The 18,252-nt window shown below is 35.0% G+C and carries 15 protein-coding genes and 1 tRNA gene; 1 reads left to right on the plus strand and 15 read right to left on the minus strand.

Going from position 1 to position 18,252, the window contains the following annotated elements; all coding sequences use genetic code 11:
- Window positions 1–5: 5 nt before the first annotated feature.
- From ccsA to MKX53_RS11300, 12 genes are all read right to left on the minus strand, one after another.
- Window positions 6–836, minus strand: coding sequence for a cytochrome c biogenesis protein CcsA (ccsA, locus tag MKX53_RS11245; protein ID WP_340911311.1), 831 nt, complete (start codon window positions 834–836; stop codon window positions 6–8).
- 79 nt (window positions 837–915) lie between these two features.
- Window positions 916–2,283: a glutamyl-tRNA reductase gene (gene hemA, locus MKX53_RS11250; RefSeq protein ID WP_093536978.1), complete on the minus strand. Its 1,368-nt coding sequence runs from the start codon at window positions 2,281–2,283 to the stop codon at window positions 916–918.
- A gap of 478 nt (window positions 2,284–2,761) precedes the next feature.
- Window positions 2,762–3,349, minus strand: a complete 588-nt coding sequence (gene yihA / locus MKX53_RS11255; protein ID WP_093536977.1) for a ribosome biogenesis GTP-binding protein YihA/YsxC — start codon at window positions 3,347–3,349, stop codon at window positions 2,762–2,764.
- 2 nt (window positions 3,350–3,351) lie between these two features.
- The gene (gene lon / locus MKX53_RS11260; RefSeq protein WP_340911313.1) at window positions 3,352–5,670 is read right to left on the minus strand and encodes an endopeptidase La; all 2,319 of its coding nucleotides are present in this window, start codon (window positions 5,668–5,670) and stop codon (window positions 3,352–3,354) included.
- A 143-nt stretch (window positions 5,671–5,813) separates the two neighbouring features.
- Complete coding sequence (gene clpX / locus MKX53_RS11265; RefSeq protein WP_093536975.1) at window positions 5,814–7,082, minus strand: ATP-dependent protease ATP-binding subunit ClpX; 1,269 nt, start codon at window positions 7,080–7,082, stop codon at window positions 5,814–5,816.
- Window positions 7,083–7,251: 169 nt separating this feature from the next.
- Entirely contained in the window at window positions 7,252–8,538 is a 1,287-nt protein-coding gene (gene tig, locus MKX53_RS11270; protein ID WP_340913331.1) for a trigger factor, read from the minus strand.
- Between the two features lie 136 nt (window positions 8,539–8,674).
- The gene (locus tag MKX53_RS11275; protein ID WP_340911315.1) at window positions 8,675–9,667 is read right to left on the minus strand and encodes a hypothetical protein; all 993 of its coding nucleotides are present in this window, start codon (window positions 9,665–9,667) and stop codon (window positions 8,675–8,677) included.
- A 414-nt stretch (window positions 9,668–10,081) separates the two neighbouring features.
- Window positions 10,082–11,548: an alanine/glycine:cation symporter family protein gene (locus MKX53_RS11280; RefSeq protein WP_340911318.1), complete on the minus strand. Its 1,467-nt coding sequence runs from the start codon at window positions 11,546–11,548 to the stop codon at window positions 10,082–10,084.
- A 30-nt stretch (window positions 11,549–11,578) separates the two neighbouring features.
- On the minus strand, window positions 11,579–13,180 hold the full coding sequence (locus MKX53_RS11285) for an amidohydrolase (protein WP_340911320.1): 1,602 nt from the start codon (window positions 13,178–13,180) through the stop codon (window positions 11,579–11,581).
- Window positions 13,181–13,471: 291 nt separating this feature from the next.
- Window positions 13,472–13,648, minus strand: coding sequence for a hypothetical protein (locus MKX53_RS11290; protein ID WP_175496240.1), 177 nt, complete (start codon window positions 13,646–13,648; stop codon window positions 13,472–13,474).
- Between the two features lie 158 nt (window positions 13,649–13,806).
- Entirely contained in the window at window positions 13,807–14,364 is a 558-nt protein-coding gene (locus tag MKX53_RS11295) for an integrase (protein ID WP_340911324.1), read from the minus strand.
- A 175-nt stretch (window positions 14,365–14,539) separates the two neighbouring features.
- Window positions 14,540–14,773 carry a stress-induced protein, KGG, repeat-containing protein gene (locus MKX53_RS11300; protein ID WP_340769675.1) on the minus strand — a complete coding sequence of 78 codons (234 nt, stop codon included), beginning with the start codon at window positions 14,771–14,773 and terminating at the stop codon, window positions 14,540–14,542.
- Between the two features lie 335 nt (window positions 14,774–15,108).
- Here MKX53_RS11300 and MKX53_RS11305 point away from each other — a divergent pair.
- Window positions 15,109–15,182, plus strand: a tRNA-Arg gene (locus MKX53_RS11305).
- 42 nt (window positions 15,183–15,224) lie between these two features.
- Here the strand turns inward: MKX53_RS11305 and MKX53_RS11310 are convergent.
- The 3 genes from MKX53_RS11310 to MKX53_RS11320 all read right to left on the minus strand — a co-directional run bounded on the left by MKX53_RS11310 (window position 15,225) and on the right by MKX53_RS11320 (window position 18,232).
- Window positions 15,225–16,142, minus strand: a complete 918-nt coding sequence (locus tag MKX53_RS11310; RefSeq protein WP_340911326.1) for an HNH endonuclease — start codon at window positions 16,140–16,142, stop codon at window positions 15,225–15,227.
- 590 nt (window positions 16,143–16,732) lie between these two features.
- Window positions 16,733–17,158, minus strand: a complete 426-nt coding sequence (mntR, locus tag MKX53_RS11315; protein WP_340911329.1) for a transcriptional regulator MntR — start codon at window positions 17,156–17,158, stop codon at window positions 16,733–16,735.
- Between the two features lie 129 nt (window positions 17,159–17,287).
- Window positions 17,288–18,232, minus strand: coding sequence for a metal ABC transporter solute-binding protein, Zn/Mn family (locus MKX53_RS11320; protein WP_340911331.1), 945 nt, complete (start codon window positions 18,230–18,232; stop codon window positions 17,288–17,290).
- Window positions 18,233–18,252: the final 20 nt, after the last annotated feature.

Here is an 18,252-nt window from a genome sequence, read left to right on the forward strand (position 1 = left end):
CTTCTTTAATACCAAATATGGAATTGTGATAATCGACTACCTAATAAGAAATTTATCAAAACAAATAGAAAGGCATAAATATGTATCCAAGCATAATTTGTCCCTATAATCTTTGCTGACTTTCTTATCAATAAAACAAGAATATAAATCACTAACACTATAAAAGAATTGACTATCTTTATATCATAAAGTGGAAAACCCTCTAATGATATATATGCCCATTCTAACCCAAGAACTAAACTTACAAACAATAATGGAATTCCTGTTAAAATGGACAGACTCATTCCGTTTGCAGCTTGTTGCAGTGAAGGCAATCGCGTGAATTGTTTTGTCCATTTTTTTTGTTTTAGCACTTTATATAAGATTAAGTATAATGTCGAAAAAACAAATGATAAAGCAAAAGCTGTATAAGCTAATAATCCAAACATAATATGGATGAATAATAATTCCGATTTAAGGTTATCTCCTACTAACGATTGAGACATCGGATTTGGTGCAAACGTATGTATCGTCATAAAAATAAACCCAATCAAATTCATAAAGAATGCTGGAAGGTCCAATCTAAATACTAACTGTAAAACAAGCGAAAGCATAATGATGAGCCAAGCATAAAAGTATATCCCTTCAAACAACGAAAGAATTGGAAAACGCTTCATCTCCACCATATACATAACTAAAAATATTGTTTGTAATGTACCAACCCCAAAAAGCAACCATACAGCTAACCGATGTGCTCGTTGATCCTTTTGTAAGTAATCTATAAAGTAAAAGACAAGGCTTATAGCTTGAAGAATGACCATAATCTCATGAAGCCTTGTCATCGTCAGATCAGTCATGTTATTCTCCTTTTACATAGTAAAAAGGCGTTTGTAATATCTATTTGTCTCCATACAGATATTAAAACGCCTCCTTTACTTAGTTATATAATAAATTCTCTTTTAAATTTTGCGAATCCATTAAAGTTTGCTTTAAATTGATTTTTGCTTTTTCTGCTTGCATAGCAACTTCCTTTTGTACATCTTCTTCTATACCAAAGATTTGTTGGAATAGTTGAAGTTGTGCAGCAGGATCTTTTGCTACTGATAATTCTTTTACTTGTAAAATTGGTTCTTTTAATAGCTGATTGACAATTGATTTAGTATGCTTATTTAATATTTTACGTTCACGATCCGTTAAATTAGGCATTTTGTTTTCAATTGACGCCATAGTTTCAGACTGAATCGTATTCGCTTTTTGACGTAAAGCCGAAATAATTGGTACTACTCCAAGCGTCGTTACCCAGTCATTAAACTGTTCAATTTCCGTTTCGATCATGAGATTAATCTGCTGAGCAGCACGTTCTCTTTCAGCTAAGTTAGCTTCCACGATTCCTTGTAAATCATCAATATCATACAAGAACACATTAGCAAGATCGCCTATACGTGGATCTAAATCACGTGGTACAGCTATATCTACCATGAACAAAGGCTTCCCTTTACGAAGACGCTCTACAAATTGCATTAGTTCAAGATCAATTACAAATTCAGTTGAACCAGTTGAACTGATAAGGATATCAGCTTCTAATAATGCACATTGAAGCTCGTCCATCGGTTTAGCATTGCCGTCAAACTTAGAAGCAAGTTCCTTCGCTTTCTCAAAAGTACGATTAATCACCGTTACCTTTTCAGCTCCGCTACCATGAAGATTTTGGATCGCAAGCTCGCCCATTTTCCCAGCACCTAAAATTACGACGTGCTTATGATTTAGTGAACCAAATATTTTCTTCCCTAGCTCTACTGCTGCATAAGAAACGGAAACAGCGTTTTCTCCAATTGCAGTCTCTGCATGTGCACGTTTGGCAAACGTGACTGCCTGTTTAAATAATTGGTTGAAAACAGTTCCTGTAGTTCCGTTTTCTTGTCCATTTAGGAAGCTTTTCTTCACTTGTCCTAATATTTGTGTTTCCCCAAGTACCATCGAATCGATGCCCGCTGTAACGCGGAACAAATGATTATTCGCTTGGTCATCCTCGTGAACAAATAAATAGGTAGATAAACTTTCTAACGGAATATCAAACCAATTCGCTAAAAATTGCTTTACATAGTATTTACCCGTATGAAGTTGATCTACAGTAGCGTAGATTTCCGTACGGTTACAAGTAGATACGATGACATTTTCTAATATACTTTTTTGGTCTTGTAGTGCCTGCATCGCATTAGGTAACTCCGCTTCTACAAACGACAGTTTCTCCCGAATTTCGACAGGAGCAGTACGATAATTGACACCAACCACGATTGTATGCATGGAATAGGTCTCCCCTTCACGTTCAATTCATTAATCCAATTATATCATAGCTTCACGCTAGTTCCTTGCTTATTTGTGAACAACGTATGAAATCTTATTTAGAATTATTATAAATTAATAATAACAAACAATATTCGTCAATTCAAACATTCTGATTCAAATAATAAAAGTAGGACAATTCAAACAATATAAACGAATGTAAGCTTGGTATTCCCTGAATGGATAGTTTTTAATCTTTCTTCTATGTACTTTCATAAAGAACTTAATAAGGTAGAAATTCCAATTAGGTAGATCTATGCCATTTAAGTTCTCTATCTTAATGTTAGGTGAAACAACCAAAGTATCTTTTGGTTGCTTTTAATGTCCTTAAAAAAGCAAGTCCTTGATCGACATATATCGCTCAAGAACTCACTCACTAAAATTCAATACTATTATTTATAAAGATAGTTACTATACTATCCATTAACCGGAAGTAGTCTTAGTCTAAAATTCTACTTTCAATCTCAGCCCAAGCTGCATCGAAACCTAAACCAGTGTCAGAAGAAAAAACAATTAATGGATCTGTTTTATCCATTTGCAGTTCATCTTTCACTATCTTTTTATGCTTATCCCATTTCCCTTTAGGAATTTTGTCAGCCTTTGTAGCAATAACAATACAAGGAATATTATAGTGCTTTAGGAAATCATACATCATACAGTCATCACCTGTAGGTGGATGTCTTAAATCCACTATTAAAACAACTGCTTTTAAAATGTTGCGAGAGGTAAAATAAGTTTCAATCATTTTACCCCAAGCAGCACGTTCTGTTTTCGATACTTTAGCATAACCGTAACCAGGTACATCGACAAATATTAAAGACTCTTCCAATTTGTAAAAGTTCAATGTTTGTGTTTTACCTGGTTTAGATGAAATTCGGGCCATACTTTTTCGACCAATCATCTTATTGATAAAAGATGATTTTCCTACATTCGACCGTCCAGCTAAAGCTATTTCAGGTAAATCACCTTCTGGATATTGCGCTGGTCTTACTGCACTGATTAATAATTCTACATTATGAATTTTCATAATTATGCCTCCTCTAGAGCCAGTTGAAGCACCTCTTCAGCATCGGAAACAAAATGGAACGTCAATACTTCGCGAACACTTTCTGGTATATCTTCAATATCGCGCTCGTTGTCTGCCGGACAAATAATAGTCGTCAAACCTGCACGATGTGCACTTAGTGTCTTTTCTTTTAAACCGCCAATCGGTAATACTCTACCTCTAAGCGTTACTTCTCCTGTCATACCTACTTCACGTTTAATAGGTCGCTTAGACAATGCCGAAACAAGAGCTGTAACTATAGTAATTCCTGCTGAAGGTCCATCCTTCGGAACAGCACCCTCCGGAACGTGAATATGGATATCCTTGTTTTTATAAAATGTTGGATCAATTCCAAACTCTTCTGCTTTTGAACGTACATAAGATAATGCAGTCTGCGCAGATTCCTTCATCACATCACCTAGCTTACCAGTCAATTGGAGCTTGCCAGTTCCCGCAGATAACGAAACCTCAATTTGAAGAGTATCACCACCAACAGTAGTGTAAGCTAGCCCTGTTGCTACCCCTATTTGGTTCTCTGTTTCCGCTTGACCATACCTAAATTTTCGTTTACCGATAATGTTTTCAAGATTTTTCGTTGAAATGGAAACTCTCTTTTTATCACCTGAAACAATTTGAAGAGCAGCTTTACGACAGAGATTTGCAAGTACTCGCTCTAAACTACGGACTCCCGCTTCTCTTGTATAATGTCGGACTACATCTAGTAAAGCATCGTCTTTCAGTTGTAGTTGACCTTTTGTTAGACCATGCTCTTTTAACTGTTTAGGCAATAAATGATTCTTTGCGATAGAGAGCTTTTCTAACTCCGTGTAACCAGCAATGGAGATAATCTCCATACGATCACGTAAAGGGCCAGGAATAGTACTTAAATCATTTGCAGTAGCGATGAAAAGAACATTTGAAAGATCGTATGTCTCTTCGATATAATGATCACTAAATGAATTATTTTGTTCAGGATCTAATACTTCTAGCATCGCAGCGGAAGGATCTCCTCGGAAGTCATTCGACATTTTATCGATTTCATCCAGTAAAAACAGCGGGTTAATCGTTCCTGCTTTTTTCATCCCTTGAATAATGCGACCTGGCATTGAGCCTACATAGGTTCTTCGATGTCCACGAATTTCCGATTCATCTCGAACACCACCAAGTGAGATACGAACAAAGTTACGCCCTAAAGACTCCGCAATAGATTTTGCCAAGGAAGTTTTACCAACACCTGGAGGACCTGCTAAACAAAGAATTGGACCTCTTAAAGATTTAGTTAACTGTCTAACAGCCAAATACTCTAACACACGCTCTTTGACAGATTCTAATCCATCGTGATCTCTATCCAATATTTTTTCAGAACGCTTTATATCTAACTGATCTTCCGTTGATTTAGACCAAGGAATAGAAACGATCCAATCGATATAGTTACGTATAACCCCACTTTCTGGAGCCTGCGTAGGAAGTTTTTCATAGCGATCTAATTCTTTTAACACATTCTTTTTCGTATCTTCAGGTAAACCTGCTGCTTCAATACGCTTTTTGAGTTCCGCTACTTCCCCGGTTTTACCTTCTTTATCGCCAAGTTCGGTTTGAATCGCTTTCATCTGTTCACGAAGATAGAACTCTTTTTGTGTTCTTTCCATCGCATTTTTGACTCGTGTATTAATCTTCTTTTCCAAGTCTAATATTTCTTGTTCATTGTATAAACGACTTATTAACCATTCTAAACGTTCTTTTACATCCATTATTTCTAATATTTCTTGTTTACCAGAAATTTTCAATGGCAGATGTGAAGCTACCATATCCGCCAAACGACCTGGTTCTTCAATATCAGTTACTGAATTGAACGTTTCTTCGGAGACACTCTTAGATGATTTTGAATACTTTTCAAAATTATGTACTAGCGTACGCATAAGTGCCTCGTCTTCTTGATCCACTTTTTCTGGCTCAATAAATGCAGTAACTGCAACTTCGTCGAATGTATCAAGATGATTAAAATCATCCCAAATACCACGTTGTAATCCTTCTACTAAAACCCGCATTGTACCGTTTGGCAATTTCACCATTTGTTTTACTTTTGCAATGATACCTACATCATACAGATCTTCCATATCAGGTTTTTCGATGGTCATATCTCTTTGAACAGATAGAAATAACTTTTCCTCTCGAATCATCGCCTCGTTGAGTGCAGCTATAGAACGTTCACGTCCTACGTCTATATGTAAAATCATCGTAGGATAAACAAGTAAGCCTCTAAGAGGCAACACTGGATAAAATACTTTATTTTCTTTAGTCATTTGGGTAGTCACCTCCAACTTATTCTGTCCGTAGTTTCATCAATAATGCTTGTTATAAAAAAAGTTCCTTTGAAGTTGAAAAAGCTGACATCCTTGCATGCGCTAAGCACGCGCAGATGGAAGCCAGCTTTTTCAATGGCTAATTAAGCCGATGTTTTTTCATTATCTTTATCTAATTCTGTACCATCCTCTAATAACAACTTAGGTTTGGCCTTATCTGTAATAGATTCTTTCGTTATGATACATTCGACTATGTCATCTCTAGATGGCAATTCAAACATTACATCTAGCATGATGTTTTCAATGATTGAACGTAGACCACGAGCACCAGTTTTACGTTCAATTGCCTCTTTAGCAATAGCTATCAATGCATCATCTTCAAATGTTAACTTCACATTATCCAACTCAATCATTTTTTGATATTGCTTAGCAAGAGCATTTTTCGGTTCTGTTAGAATTTGAACTAATGCACTCACGTCTAACTGCTCTAAGCTTGCAAGTACTGGCAGACGTCCGATGAATTCTGGTATTAAACCAAATTTCAATAGATCCTCTGGTATTAATTGCGAAAGTACTGAACCTTCAGCAACTTCTACTTTGTTCGGATCAGCTCCGAAACCAATAACTTTTTCACCTAAACGACGTTTGATGATTTGTTCGATGCCGTCAAAAGCTCCACCCACAACGAAAAGAATATTCGTTGTATCAATTTGTAAGAACTCTTGGTGCGGATGCTTACGGCCGCCTTGTGGTGGTACGCTTGCAACAGTACCCTCTAATATTTTAAGAAGTGCTTGTTGTACACCTTCACCAGAAACATCTCGTGTAATAGAAGGATTCTCTGATTTACGAGCTACTTTATCAATTTCATCTATATATATAATTCCTTTTTCAGCACGTTCGATATCATAATCAGCTGATTGAATTAGTTTTAAAAGGATATTCTCAACATCTTCCCCTACATATCCTGCTTCTGTTAACGAAGTTGCATCTGCAATTGCAAATGGTACGTTAAGAATTCTTGCAAGTGTTTGGGCTAGCAATGTTTTACCACTACCAGTTGGACCTATTAATACTATATTTGATTTAGCTAATTCTACTTCGTCAATGACACTATTGGAATTAATGCGTTTGTAATGGTTATAAACTGCAACTGCAAGTGATTTTTTTGCTCGTTCTTGTCCAATTACATATTCATCTAATATAGCTAAAATTTCTTTTGGTTTTGGAACTTCTTTAAACTCTACTTCTTCTTCAATTCCTAGCTCTTCTTCTACGATTTCAGAACAAAGGTCGATACATTCATCACATATATATACGCCTGGTCCTGCTACTAGCTTACGAACTTGTTCTTGTGGTTTACCACAAAAAGAACATTTTAAGTTCCCTTTTTCATCATTGAATTTGAACAAAATATTCACCCCTATTCAAGCAATTATGTTACAAGATTCTCATCAAGTAATCAAATAATACGTTTAAGTATGTTTTTAATATTGAAAAATCTATGTATATGATAGAACAAGGCACAGTTCTGAATGCTGTACCTTGTTCTATTAGTATTAACAACGTATGAATTTAAAATTAAGAAATTTTAGCGTTTTCCACTAAGAATTCAACTGTTTTTTGGAAACGTAAGTCATTTGCAAGAACGTCTGTACCACCAAGTGCACGTTTAATATCTTCAAGCTTCATATTGAACTGTGCGCTCATTTTTTCTAGTTCTGCAACGATATCTTCTTCAGTTGCTTCAATTTTCTCTTCTTTAGCAATTGCTTCAAGTGTTAATGAAACTTTTACGCGACTTTTAGCATCTTCTGTCATTTGAGTACGTAATGCTTCTTCGTCTTGACCAGAGAATTGATAGTAAAGATCTAAGTTCATACCTTGTTGCTCTAAACGTTGACCAAATTCTTGTAACATGCGGTCCGTTTCTGATTTGATCATTGCTTCAGGAATATCAATTGTTGCGTTTTCTGCAGCAGCTTCTACTAATGTATCACGTAGTGTTTGAGCAGCTAATTGTTTTTTCTCTTCAGCAGTTGCTTCTTTTAGTTTAGTACGTAAAGCGTCGATACCTTCTACTTCAGCATCTACTTCTTTAGCAAAGTCATCATTAAGTTCAGGTAATTCTTTACCTTTAACTTCTTTAACAGTTACTTTAAATGTAGCAGATTTCCCTGCTAACTCAGCAGCATGGTATTCTTCTGGGAATGTTACTTCAACATCTTTTGCATCTCCAGTTTTAGCACCAACTAATTGTTCTTCGAAACCAGGAATGAAAGAATTAGAACCGATTTCTAGTGGATAATCTGTTCCTGCTCCACCTTCAAAAGCTTCTCCATCAACGAATCCTTCGAAGTCGATTACCGCAGTATCGCCATCAACGATTGCATCTTCTTTTACTACTAATTCAGCTAAACGAGTTTGATTACTTTTTAATTGCTCGTCGATTTCTTCATCAGTAACAGTTTCTTCTAGTTTAGTTACTTCAAGACCTTTATAGTCTCCTAGAGTTACTTCTGGTTTTACAACAACTTTAGCAGTGAATACTAAAGGTTGTCCTTTTTCCATTGTTACGATATCGATTTCTGGTTGGTCTACTGGATCAATTCCAGCATCTTCAACAGCATGTCCATATGCATGTGGCAAGATAATATCTAAAGCTTCTTGGAATAATGATTCCACACCATACATTTTTTCGAACATTTGACGAGGCATTTTCCCTTTACGGAAACCTGGTACGTTAATTTGTTTAACTACTTTTTTAAAGGCTTGATCCAATCCTTTTGATACTTCTTGTGCAGTAACTTCTACAGTTAATAAACCATTATTACCTTCTTGTTTTTCCCATTTTACAGTCTGATCCATTGACATATATTCTACCTCCAAATAATAATTTACAATAATTTAGCACCCTGCATATACTTATACAGCGCAGTTTTTCACTAATTATATTGACAACTTGTATATTATAGCATAGATGAATAGAGTTTCAACATTATTCCTAACTCAAAACTTCTACTGATTTTTCCAGTTCAATGAGTAACTGAAAGAACTCATCAGGCTCCAATTCACTATTCCCAAATAATGCATCTACATATTCCATGTATTTGTTAGCTACTGTTTCATTAGTATATCCTACCCAGTCAAACGGAAACAAGGTATATGCATGGCGATGAACCATTTCCAAGGTCATTTCAAGCTTAGTAGGATCTTTGGATAAGGAGTTCTCCATATATTGTTTGATAGATTCTACTCGATCAACCGCTGTGCTTTCTGGAGGTGCTGTCGGAATTACCGTTTCCTTAAACCCGAACTTTTCTACGGTAACCTCATTTTGTACTCCCGCTGCTCCAAGAAGTAAAAGAGCTAGTGATTTAATAGTAGGAATGATATCAGAGCTTTCGATGATTGTAATGATATCCTTCGATATGACCATTACATCTGTTTGGAATGCCATTTGTAATAATTGTTCTTGTTGTCCATAAGGTAGTTTTTTAAAGTTCACTAATTTAAACTGGTCATTGTCCATTTGAATGTGGACCTCTTCATCTACTGAGAGGGTTGTGTCTGATAACATCTTGATGCTTAGTTCTTTAAGCTGTTTAAAATTTTTCTTCTGCTGAAAAGTATAGGTGGAATCCTTCATTAATCCATCTAATACTTCGTTTAACTGATTGTATTCTTTTAGGTCAAGTAATATTGTCAAATATAATTCTATAACCTGTTCAAAAAAAGGAGACTTTTTTTCGTAAAGAGTTTCACATATTTTCTTGGCGTCTGTAGCTCTTCCTGTTTCTAGCAAAGATAAAATGTAGACACTTTGGACCATGTCACTCAGTTCCTTATATTTGTTAGCCTCGTCAAAACAAGAGACCGCTTCCATAAAGTTATTCTCTTCCGCAAATTTAAGTCCCTTTTCAACATAGTTTTCGATCATTCCAGGGAATAAAATGACGTTTTCATCCTTCATAATGGGATGATTCTTTTTTTTCATTATAATTCGCCACCTTCACTAGCTTATGTATGTACTCAATTATATACACTATATCATTTATTCTAGATACACCGATACAATCTTATTGAAATTTTGAATCGAACAAAGAAATGCGCCTAGTCGGAAAAGGATCTAGGGAATTCAATTTCTTTTTTTACTTCATCATTTTTACTTGCTTGCTCTTATGTAGTGATGAATCTTCAGCCTATCGTTTCTCTTCATTTTTGGTTAGTCATTTGTTTACTCTCCTTTTGTTCATATTTAATAACTTGCCTTACTTAATAGATTCCCGATACTTCTAGTTATAAACAATCTAAAAGTGTTGACCTTGCACGAGAGTATATTTAAGTCTCTCCATTTAATTCATATTCAAAAGGACAAACCGCATTTCCACGATTTGCCCTTAGTATTAAGCTATTTATAAATTCCTTTTTTTACCTTATCCTCATAAAACACATTAAAGTCAGGATCAACAATCCCTATATTTAAGTACCTTGCTTTATAATCACGAAGCAGTTCAAAGAATTTTTTACTTAAGAAGAGTATTACTATTAAGTTAACAAACGTAGGGATGGCTGTCGTAATATCAGCAAAATACCAAACAGCTTTCCCAGGCATATCATTCATTACTGCATAAATTACCATTAATGACCCTGGAATTGGATATAACCATTTAAATAAGGTTAAAATTTTGTACTTTAATGCAAGCTTCTTTTCATTATTAAATAAATGCCTTAATATTATTTCATAATACGTATACCAACCTGTAGAGGTTGTTAGCCCGAATAAGAAAATGGAGATAGTTATTATATATCTACCAATTTCCCCAATTCCAATCTCAAATGCAGATAATGTTAGAGCTGCTCCATCCAAACCTGAAGACCAAACACCTGTTATGATTATCGTAAACGCAGTGATAGAACATACAATCATCGTATCTGCGAATACCTCCATAGCACCCCACATTCCTTGCTTTATCGGATGGGAAGTTTTTGCGGTTGAGTGAATCATTGGTGAAGTACCCCAACCAGCCTCATTACTATACACGGCACGAGCAACCCCCATGCGAATTACCTGAGCAATGGCTGCTCCTGTAAACCCTCCTACTGCAGCCATACCAGAAAATGCACTATCGAAAATTAAAGAAAAGACCGGAATAATTTCTGTATAATTTTTAAAAATAATATAAAGTCCAGCAATAACATAGAACATGCACATAAACGGGACTAGCAAAGAAGCAATCTCACCTATCCGTTTAATGCCTCCATAAATAATGATATATATAATAGTCAAATAGATAAAGGAAGCAGGAATCATCCCAATATCGAACGTGGAGCTAACTGCTTCTGAAATCGTATAATTTTGAAGGGTTATAAAGAAAGTTGTGAAAATACCTACACCAAATAGAATGGCAGGAACCTTCCAAAATTTAAAGTTCTTTTCCTCTCCGAGCCCTTTTTCCATATAATAAGTTGGTCCGCCATAAGGATTCCCTTTTTCGTCCGTATTTCGGTAGTACACAGATAAAGTTACTTCCACTGTTTTTGTTATCATACCTAGTAATGCAGTAATCCACATCCAGAAAACAGCTCCAGGTCCACCAATTGCAATTGCAGTAGCAACACCACCGATATTCCCTACCCCAACACTTCCACCAATGGCTGTAGCAACAGCTTGAAATGGTGTTAATATCCCTTTGGAATCCTCAGATTTTTCTTTCTTACCAAAAAGCTTACCAAATGTTTCTTTAAAAATATGTGGTAAATAACTAAATTGAAACAATTTACTTCCAATTGTAAAATAAAGCCCTACAAAAAGAACAGTAAATATGAGCGGTAATCCCCATAACCAGCCAACAATGGTCTCCAGTAATGCATCCAACAGTACAACCCCTCTCTAATTTGTTAGTACTTATCTTTGATACTTTATTTCTCCACCAATAACGGTCATTTCAATTTCGGTTGTTAACAATTGATCAGGATTTTCCATTCGAAATGGATCATGGGTTAAAACGGTCATATCACCTAGCTTTCCCCGTTCCAATGTTCCTTTCACTAATTCTTCATTGGTTGCATAGGAACCTCCAACCGTGAACAGTTTAATAGCTTCGTATATAGTCAGCTTTTCTTTCACATTATAGCCGTCATGACTTTCTCCAGACTTCCTTCTAGTTAAAGCAGCATGAATACCCAATAGAGGATTTAAAGGTTCAATTGGAGCATCTGAACTACCTGCACATATTACACCTGAATCTAATAAACTTTTAAAAGGATACGCAAATTTTGCTCTTCGTTTTCCAATTCTATCTTCAATCCAAGGATAATCACTAGATACAAATTTAGGTTGCACATCGACTATTCGATGACTACTACTTAACCTTTGTATTAATTGTTCATTTAATAGGGAAACATGTATAAGCCTATCGCGATGTTTGGTCGTTTTAAATTGATCTAATATATTAAGGACATCCACTAACGCTTGATCTCCTATCGTATGTATTGCTACTGGCATATCTTGCAGTCTAATGTTGTGTATAAGTTGAAATAAGACGTCATTATCATACATTGCGTTTCCAACGTTATCTGGATCATCTATATAAGGCTCCGATAGATGTGCAGTCCTCCCACCTAATGCACCATCTGCAAATAATTTTATAGCACCTATCATCACCTTGTTATTTCCAAATCCGGTGGACATTCCGCAGTTTTTCATTTCCTCCAAATAATCATAGTCTATTAATAGGTTACTACGAGGTCCGATTCCATCATGATTTATAAGTTCATCAAATAATTTGTAGGTTTGTTGGGCTCCTCCAAGATAATTTGGATCATTCGTATGAATACTCGTTAACCCGAAACTTATGGCCTTTTGTAAGCCGCATTTTAAGGCAATTTTTAACTGCTCATAGCTTTTCTTTGGAATATGTTTGGAAACAATGGTTGACGCAGTTTCTAGCAATAATCCGTTAGGCTTTTTCGTAGTAGAATTTAGAACGACCGTCCCCCCATAAGGAATAGTCATATGTGGATGATAACCACTTATTTTGAAAGCAGTACTATTAACCAATGATGCATGTCCACAAATACGAGGCAAATAAAGTGGAATATTTAACGAAACATAATCGAGTTCTTCAATAGTTGGTATTCTTTTATCTAGAAAGGTATTTTCATCCCAGCCTCTGCCTAAGATCCACTCACCAGGTTTCATTTTAGTTGCCCAATTCTTGATGGAATCCAATAATTCATCTGCAGATCTTACATGAGTAAGATCTAGTTCTTGAGAATTGATACCAACACTAGAAATATGCAAATGACTATCTATTAAGCCAGGCAAAACTGTCCGCCCTTCCAAATCGATAATCTTAGCTCCATTTCTTCCCCATAGTAGTAATATCTCTTCATTGGATCCCATATCAATTATTCGTTCATTATTCATTAAAATTGATTGCACAATAGGTTCTTTCGGATTCATCGTATATATCTGACCATTGATAAAAATAGTTTTCACTTTCATCTCCTCCTTCTTTTACTATATATTATAAAAACATTTTAATAAATCAAAATATTCAGTCTTATATAAAGGGATTATATGAAGTATTTGAAGAATGTAGAACCACTCTAATTAAGCCGATAACGGGTTGTCCAATGAGCATGAACGTCTTAACGTAGTGGTAGCATCTTAACACTAAAGAGTTCACATATTTTCTTGCGACATAGATACAATCTTCAGAGAAACTTTGAATGGAACAAAGAAAATGCTCCTAATCGACAAATGATTAGGAGCATCTCTTATAACATCTCTATATTATCTACGTAAGTTACTATCTTCTTGTGTACTAATTGTATCTTCTTTGTAGTTTCCTTCTTCTTGCTTTTCATGTTCTTTTTCTTTTCTTTTATCTATTTCTTCAATTTTGCTTGGCTGCTCTTGAGTAGTGTTTGGATCTTCATCGTTTCGTATTTCGCGGTCTTGGTTAGTCATTTTTTATTCTCTCCTTTTTACAAAATTAATAAATGATTATATCTAGTAGATTCCCTGTATTTATAGTTATAAACAAAATAAGAGCATTTTTTAGTAATGCAATTTTCATTAAATAATAAAAAGGCAATCCCAAAACGATACTTAGGATTGCCTTTTAACTATGCTGTTTTTACGTCTTGGTTTTCTGACAGAATCTCGTATCGTTTTAAATCCGCTAAATATAACCTTTGATAAGTTGTTAAACTATGTTTCCTTACGTTACTTAAAGTAGAATGATCTACAAAATTAAAGTCTGCGTTAAGTCGTTCAGCATTCATCCACGCTGTCTCTTCAAATATAATATTCATCTCATGTTCTTCCATTAACATACTAAGTAATTCTCTATCGTTATAGATTTCACTCGCTAAATTACTATTTTTAGTTCGAAAGATTTCAATTGTCCGCTCCAATGATTCAAGTAGTGCAGCTCGATCCACTGCATGGCCTAATTCATGAATTGTTAATGTTTTTATATATGAATCCAAGGAAAGAGGCGCATCCATTTCTTCCCAGGCACTTATTAAGCGAGTAAAATCGACACCTATATAGTGTCCAATGAAATTGTAACTCATATTTATACCAGATTCGTCCGGTCTAATTTCCAGATCAATATTAGCCGTTGTCATAATGTATTGGATAATCTCTTTTATATAATCATTAGTGTATCTGTTTAACATATATCTTTTTAACTGCTCCTTGCTCTGTTTGGTTTTACTCTTTCAACAAGATACACTATAGAACAATAGGATTCTAATTTCAATCGAAAGGTTTAAGAAAATATAAAAATGCACAAAGCCAAATGGACTTTGTGCATCGCCTAAATTGTATTTTCAATTTCAGTAATTATGATTATTAAAGGTTATATTTGTCTGCATCTCTTTGTTTGTTTTCTCTTTCAGCTTCTTCAAAAACACTATCATCAATCTCCATTGGTCTTTTCCGAGCTTCTCCGCCCTTACGACCTAATTCTTCATAAAACTTATAGTCTTGATTATTGGAGGTTGCTTCCCCGCCGTTATGTCCCGCATCATTAACTGACCAATTTGGATTACTGTTTTTGTTGCGATTGTCCTGGTTGTTTGGCATTTTTATAATTCCTCCTTTAATATTTTCGAGTTTTTTAGGCTCACTCTTTACATTCCCATATAGAAATGAATTAAACCTAAAGTTCTTATTTTATTGTACATATCTATGAAATTTAAGGTTCTATCAATAGAGTTCTTTTTTCGGAGGCATTGTAGTCCCATTTTTTCCTCCATCCAATGATAATGCGGTAATTTACTACTTTTTTAAAAAATTACTTCCCTCAAAATGGTTTTGGTGATAAGATACGAAGGTAGGTAATTTCGGTGCGTAAATTAGTATGATCGAATCTTAAATACATAAGTACAATAATCATGCACCCTATTTGGGTAATACAGGTCTCAGTAGCTCAGCTGGATAGAGCAACGCCCTTCTAAGGCGTCGGTCGGGGGTTCGAATCCCTCCTGGGACATACAATAACAAAAAAGAAGTCCAACATTGGGCTTCTTTTTTTCTAACTAAATATATTCTTTAGATGCCACTTGAAATATGGCTTGTTCTCTTCATATCGAGCAATTTTCTTTTTAGGTGAGATATTGTATATTAAATAATCTTCTTCTGGAATGGAGGAGGAAATATGTAATCTACCTTGTCCATCGAATGCAATATATCCTTTACTATATAAAGCATCATGATTGCAACAAAGGAGGATACCATTAAAAGGATTTATCCTTTCATTATGAGTACTATCTTTCCATGGTTTAGAGTGACTTGCTTGAAGTAAAATAGGTAATTCAATATCGCACAAAGCACATTTATTCGCCCATAATGGCAATAAGTCTTTCCTAAACTTTTCATGACCTTTACGAATCATTAATTTAACTTCAGATTCCATTTCAGCAATCATAGGAATAAAGTTGTTATGCTCGGTTCGACGTACGGTTCCAATGGCTAATTCCAACTGCTCCACATCTACACGGTATATGTTCAGATCACTAATAAGTTCTAGTAATTTTATTACTAGTTGCTCATTACATGGATATAAATAGCCTGGATTTCCATTACCATCTTGTTGAAAAGGTGAATACTTAATCGGAAGAAGTGGTGATATCTCACGGAAGTTTGATAGTACATTTAAAGGCTCTTCTAATTCATAGTAATCCAGCTCTACTAGATAGTCGTTATCAGACGTGTTCTTTTGACTTTCTATATCTAACGTTTTAGATATTACATGACAATCCGTTTTAGCCACACTAATTGCCACAATATAACCTTTGACATAATGAAAGATTCTGTCCCCGACGTTTATCTCCTTCATCCTTAGCCAAGAATGAGGTTCTTGGCCTCCACTATCTTTTTGTGGAGATGTGATAATACCTAGTTCTCTTTCCACTTGATATGTTTCTCCTTGCATGACAACAAAGCTTTGCATTTATTCTACACTCCCTATAATACAGTCGATTCAAATCTCACAGTAAAACCCGTTACTATTCTTAATGTACATCATTTCATTTCAATAGATTCTTAATCCAATTATAGCATTTCGACTATGATTGAGTTACTTTTTATAAAATCTTAGAAATAAAAAAAGGGTTCAAGTCGCTTGGACCGAAGCCCTGACATAATCCCTTCCTAATTACAAACCCCTATTTTCACCTATTTACTATATGTCCCATGTATACTTATAAGTATTCGCTGAAAGTTGATTTTACTAGGGTTTATAGGTTTAATTCTATATTTTATTTATTTATTTTTAAATATATGAACCCGAAGAATAATCATATCTTGTCTTGCACTCTATTTACAAATTTTGTATTTTTAACTATTAGAAAAACAGATAAAACCAAAGCTATCAAAATACTCCCATATCTAAAACTAAAACTAATTCCAAAAAGTCACGGGTAAGGGTTATTTCATTAATAAACCAGTACTTCTTATATAATGTGCAACATTTTAATTGAGTACTTTTAACCTGAAAATAACTGGGCATTTTGCTCTATCCGAATATCAAAGCTACAGAGCTTATTGAGTAAAATCTGATATCTTCCGAATCTCATTCAGCTCTTCTAGTCGTGTGGAATCTTCTTCGAAATATTGAACAAGATTTTCAATTTTTATTATAGAACTCTTACTCATATGATGCTCGATTCCTTCAACATCCTTATATATATTTTCTTCATTAACCCCAATAATCCTTAAAAATCTTTCTAACAATTCGTGTAGGTGTACTAGACGTTTCCCCATATCGGTTCCTTTTAGAGTTAATATTAAGGGTTTATATTTTTCGTAGACTAAATATCCCCCTTTATTAAGTCTTTGAACCATTTTTGTGACTGATGAAGGATTAACCGACATAGCCTCGGCTATATCTGAAGCTCGCGCGTAGCCCTTACTTTCGATGAGCAAATAAATTTCTTCAAGATAATCCTCCATGCTAGGTGTCGGCAATACAGGCCCTCCTTTACAATTGCACCATCAAAATTTCACTCTATTGTATGATTTCTTTTTGAAACTATAAATTAATTGTCCCTTGTACGGAAATCATATCAATATATTTTCATATCATATGCTTATTTCTTATTTTTCTGTTAATCCACTTAAAATAATATCAATATTCCATTCCATCATTTTTATATAGGTGTCTCCGTCCTCCCCTGGTTTACCAATGGAGTCAGTAAAAATCTTCCCAAAAATCGGTACTCCGGTTTCATTAGAAACCATTTCCATGCTACGAGGGTCTAAACTTGTTTCAACAAATAAGACAGGGTTTGTTTTCGAACGGATAAAATCAACAACAGCCTTTACTTGCTCAGGTGACCCTTGGTTTTCTGCGTTAATTTCCCAAATGTAGGCAGCTTCAAAACCATATGCTTCAGAGAAATATTTAAATGCCCCTTCGCTTGTAATCAATAGTCGTTGCTCTTGGGGAATTTCACTAAAACGTTTAACAGCCTCCTGATGTAGATTCTCCAGCTTCAAGATATATTCTTTCGCATTTTTTTCATAAACATCTGCATGTTCAGGGTCGACTTTTATCAACCCATTTTTCACATTCTGGGCATACTTAATACCATTACGAACGTCTAACCATGCATGCGGATCTTCTTCTGATTCTTTTCCCTTGGATGTCAAATGTTTCGGCTTTACTCCTTCACTTAAACGAAATACCGGTGCCTCAATTCCTGTTTTACCTGCAGTAAGCAACAACTTTTCAAACCAGGAGTTCCCTCCTTCTAAATTTAGACCATTGTAAAAAACCGCATCTGCATCCGTTGTTAGTTGTACATCCTTTGGAAGTGGATCATATTCGTGTGGATTCGAACCAACTGGAGCCAAGGTATGAACTTCTACACGATTCCCACCAACATTCTTCACGATATCGTAGATAATTGAGTAAGTAGCAATAACGTGAATTTTATCATTTTTATCTTTCACTGAATTCACGGATTCTTTTCCACAGGCTGCAAGAAAAAGAACCAAGGCAAGACTCATAATAAATGGTAAAAGTTTAAAAAATTTCATCTATATCCTCCTTTTATATT

Source organism: Psychrobacillus sp. FSL K6-4615 (assembly GCF_038008225.1).
GTDB lineage: Bacteria > Bacillota > Bacilli > Bacillales_A > Planococcaceae > Psychrobacillus > Psychrobacillus psychrotolerans.

Excerpts from the sequence above, each read along its gene's own strand:
- MKX53_RS11320 (WP_340911331.1), bottom strand. The coding sequence starts at position 18,232 with ATGAAATTTTTTAAACTTTTACCATTTATTATGAGTCTTGCCTTGGTT.
- MKX53_RS11310 (WP_340911326.1), bottom strand. The coding sequence starts at position 16,142 with ATGCAAAGCTTTGTTGTCATGCAAGGAGAAACATATCAAGTGGAAAGA.
- ccsA (WP_340911311.1), bottom strand. The coding sequence starts at position 836 with ATGACTGATCTGACGATGACAAGGCTTCATGAGATTATGGTCATTCTT.
- tig (WP_340913331.1), bottom strand. The coding sequence starts at position 8,538 with ATGGATCAGACTGTAAAATGGGAAAAACAAGAAGGTAATAATGGTTTA.
- MKX53_RS11285 (WP_340911320.1), bottom strand. The coding sequence starts at position 13,180 with ATGAAAGTGAAAACTATTTTTATCAATGGTCAGATATATACGATGAAT.
- yihA (WP_093536977.1), bottom strand. The coding sequence starts at position 3,349 with ATGAAAATTCATAATGTAGAATTATTAATCAGTGCAGTAAGACCAGCG.
- MKX53_RS11295 (WP_340911324.1), bottom strand. The coding sequence starts at position 14,364 with ATGTTAAACAGATACACTAATGATTATATAAAAGAGATTATCCAATAC.
- lon (WP_340911313.1), bottom strand. The coding sequence starts at position 5,670 with ATGACTAAAGAAAATAAAGTATTTTATCCAGTGTTGCCTCTTAGAGGC.
- MKX53_RS11300 (WP_340769675.1), bottom strand. The coding sequence starts at position 14,773 with ATGCCAAACAACCAGGACAATCGCAACAAAAACAGTAATCCAAATTGG.
- MKX53_RS11275 (WP_340911315.1), bottom strand. The coding sequence starts at position 9,667 with ATGAAAAAAAAGAATCATCCCATTATGAAGGATGAAAACGTCATTTTA.
- MKX53_RS11290 (WP_175496240.1), bottom strand. The coding sequence starts at position 13,648 with ATGACTAACCAAGACCGCGAAATACGAAACGATGAAGATCCAAACACT.
- hemA (WP_093536978.1), bottom strand. The coding sequence starts at position 2,283 with ATGCATACAATCGTGGTTGGTGTCAATTATCGTACTGCTCCTGTCGAA.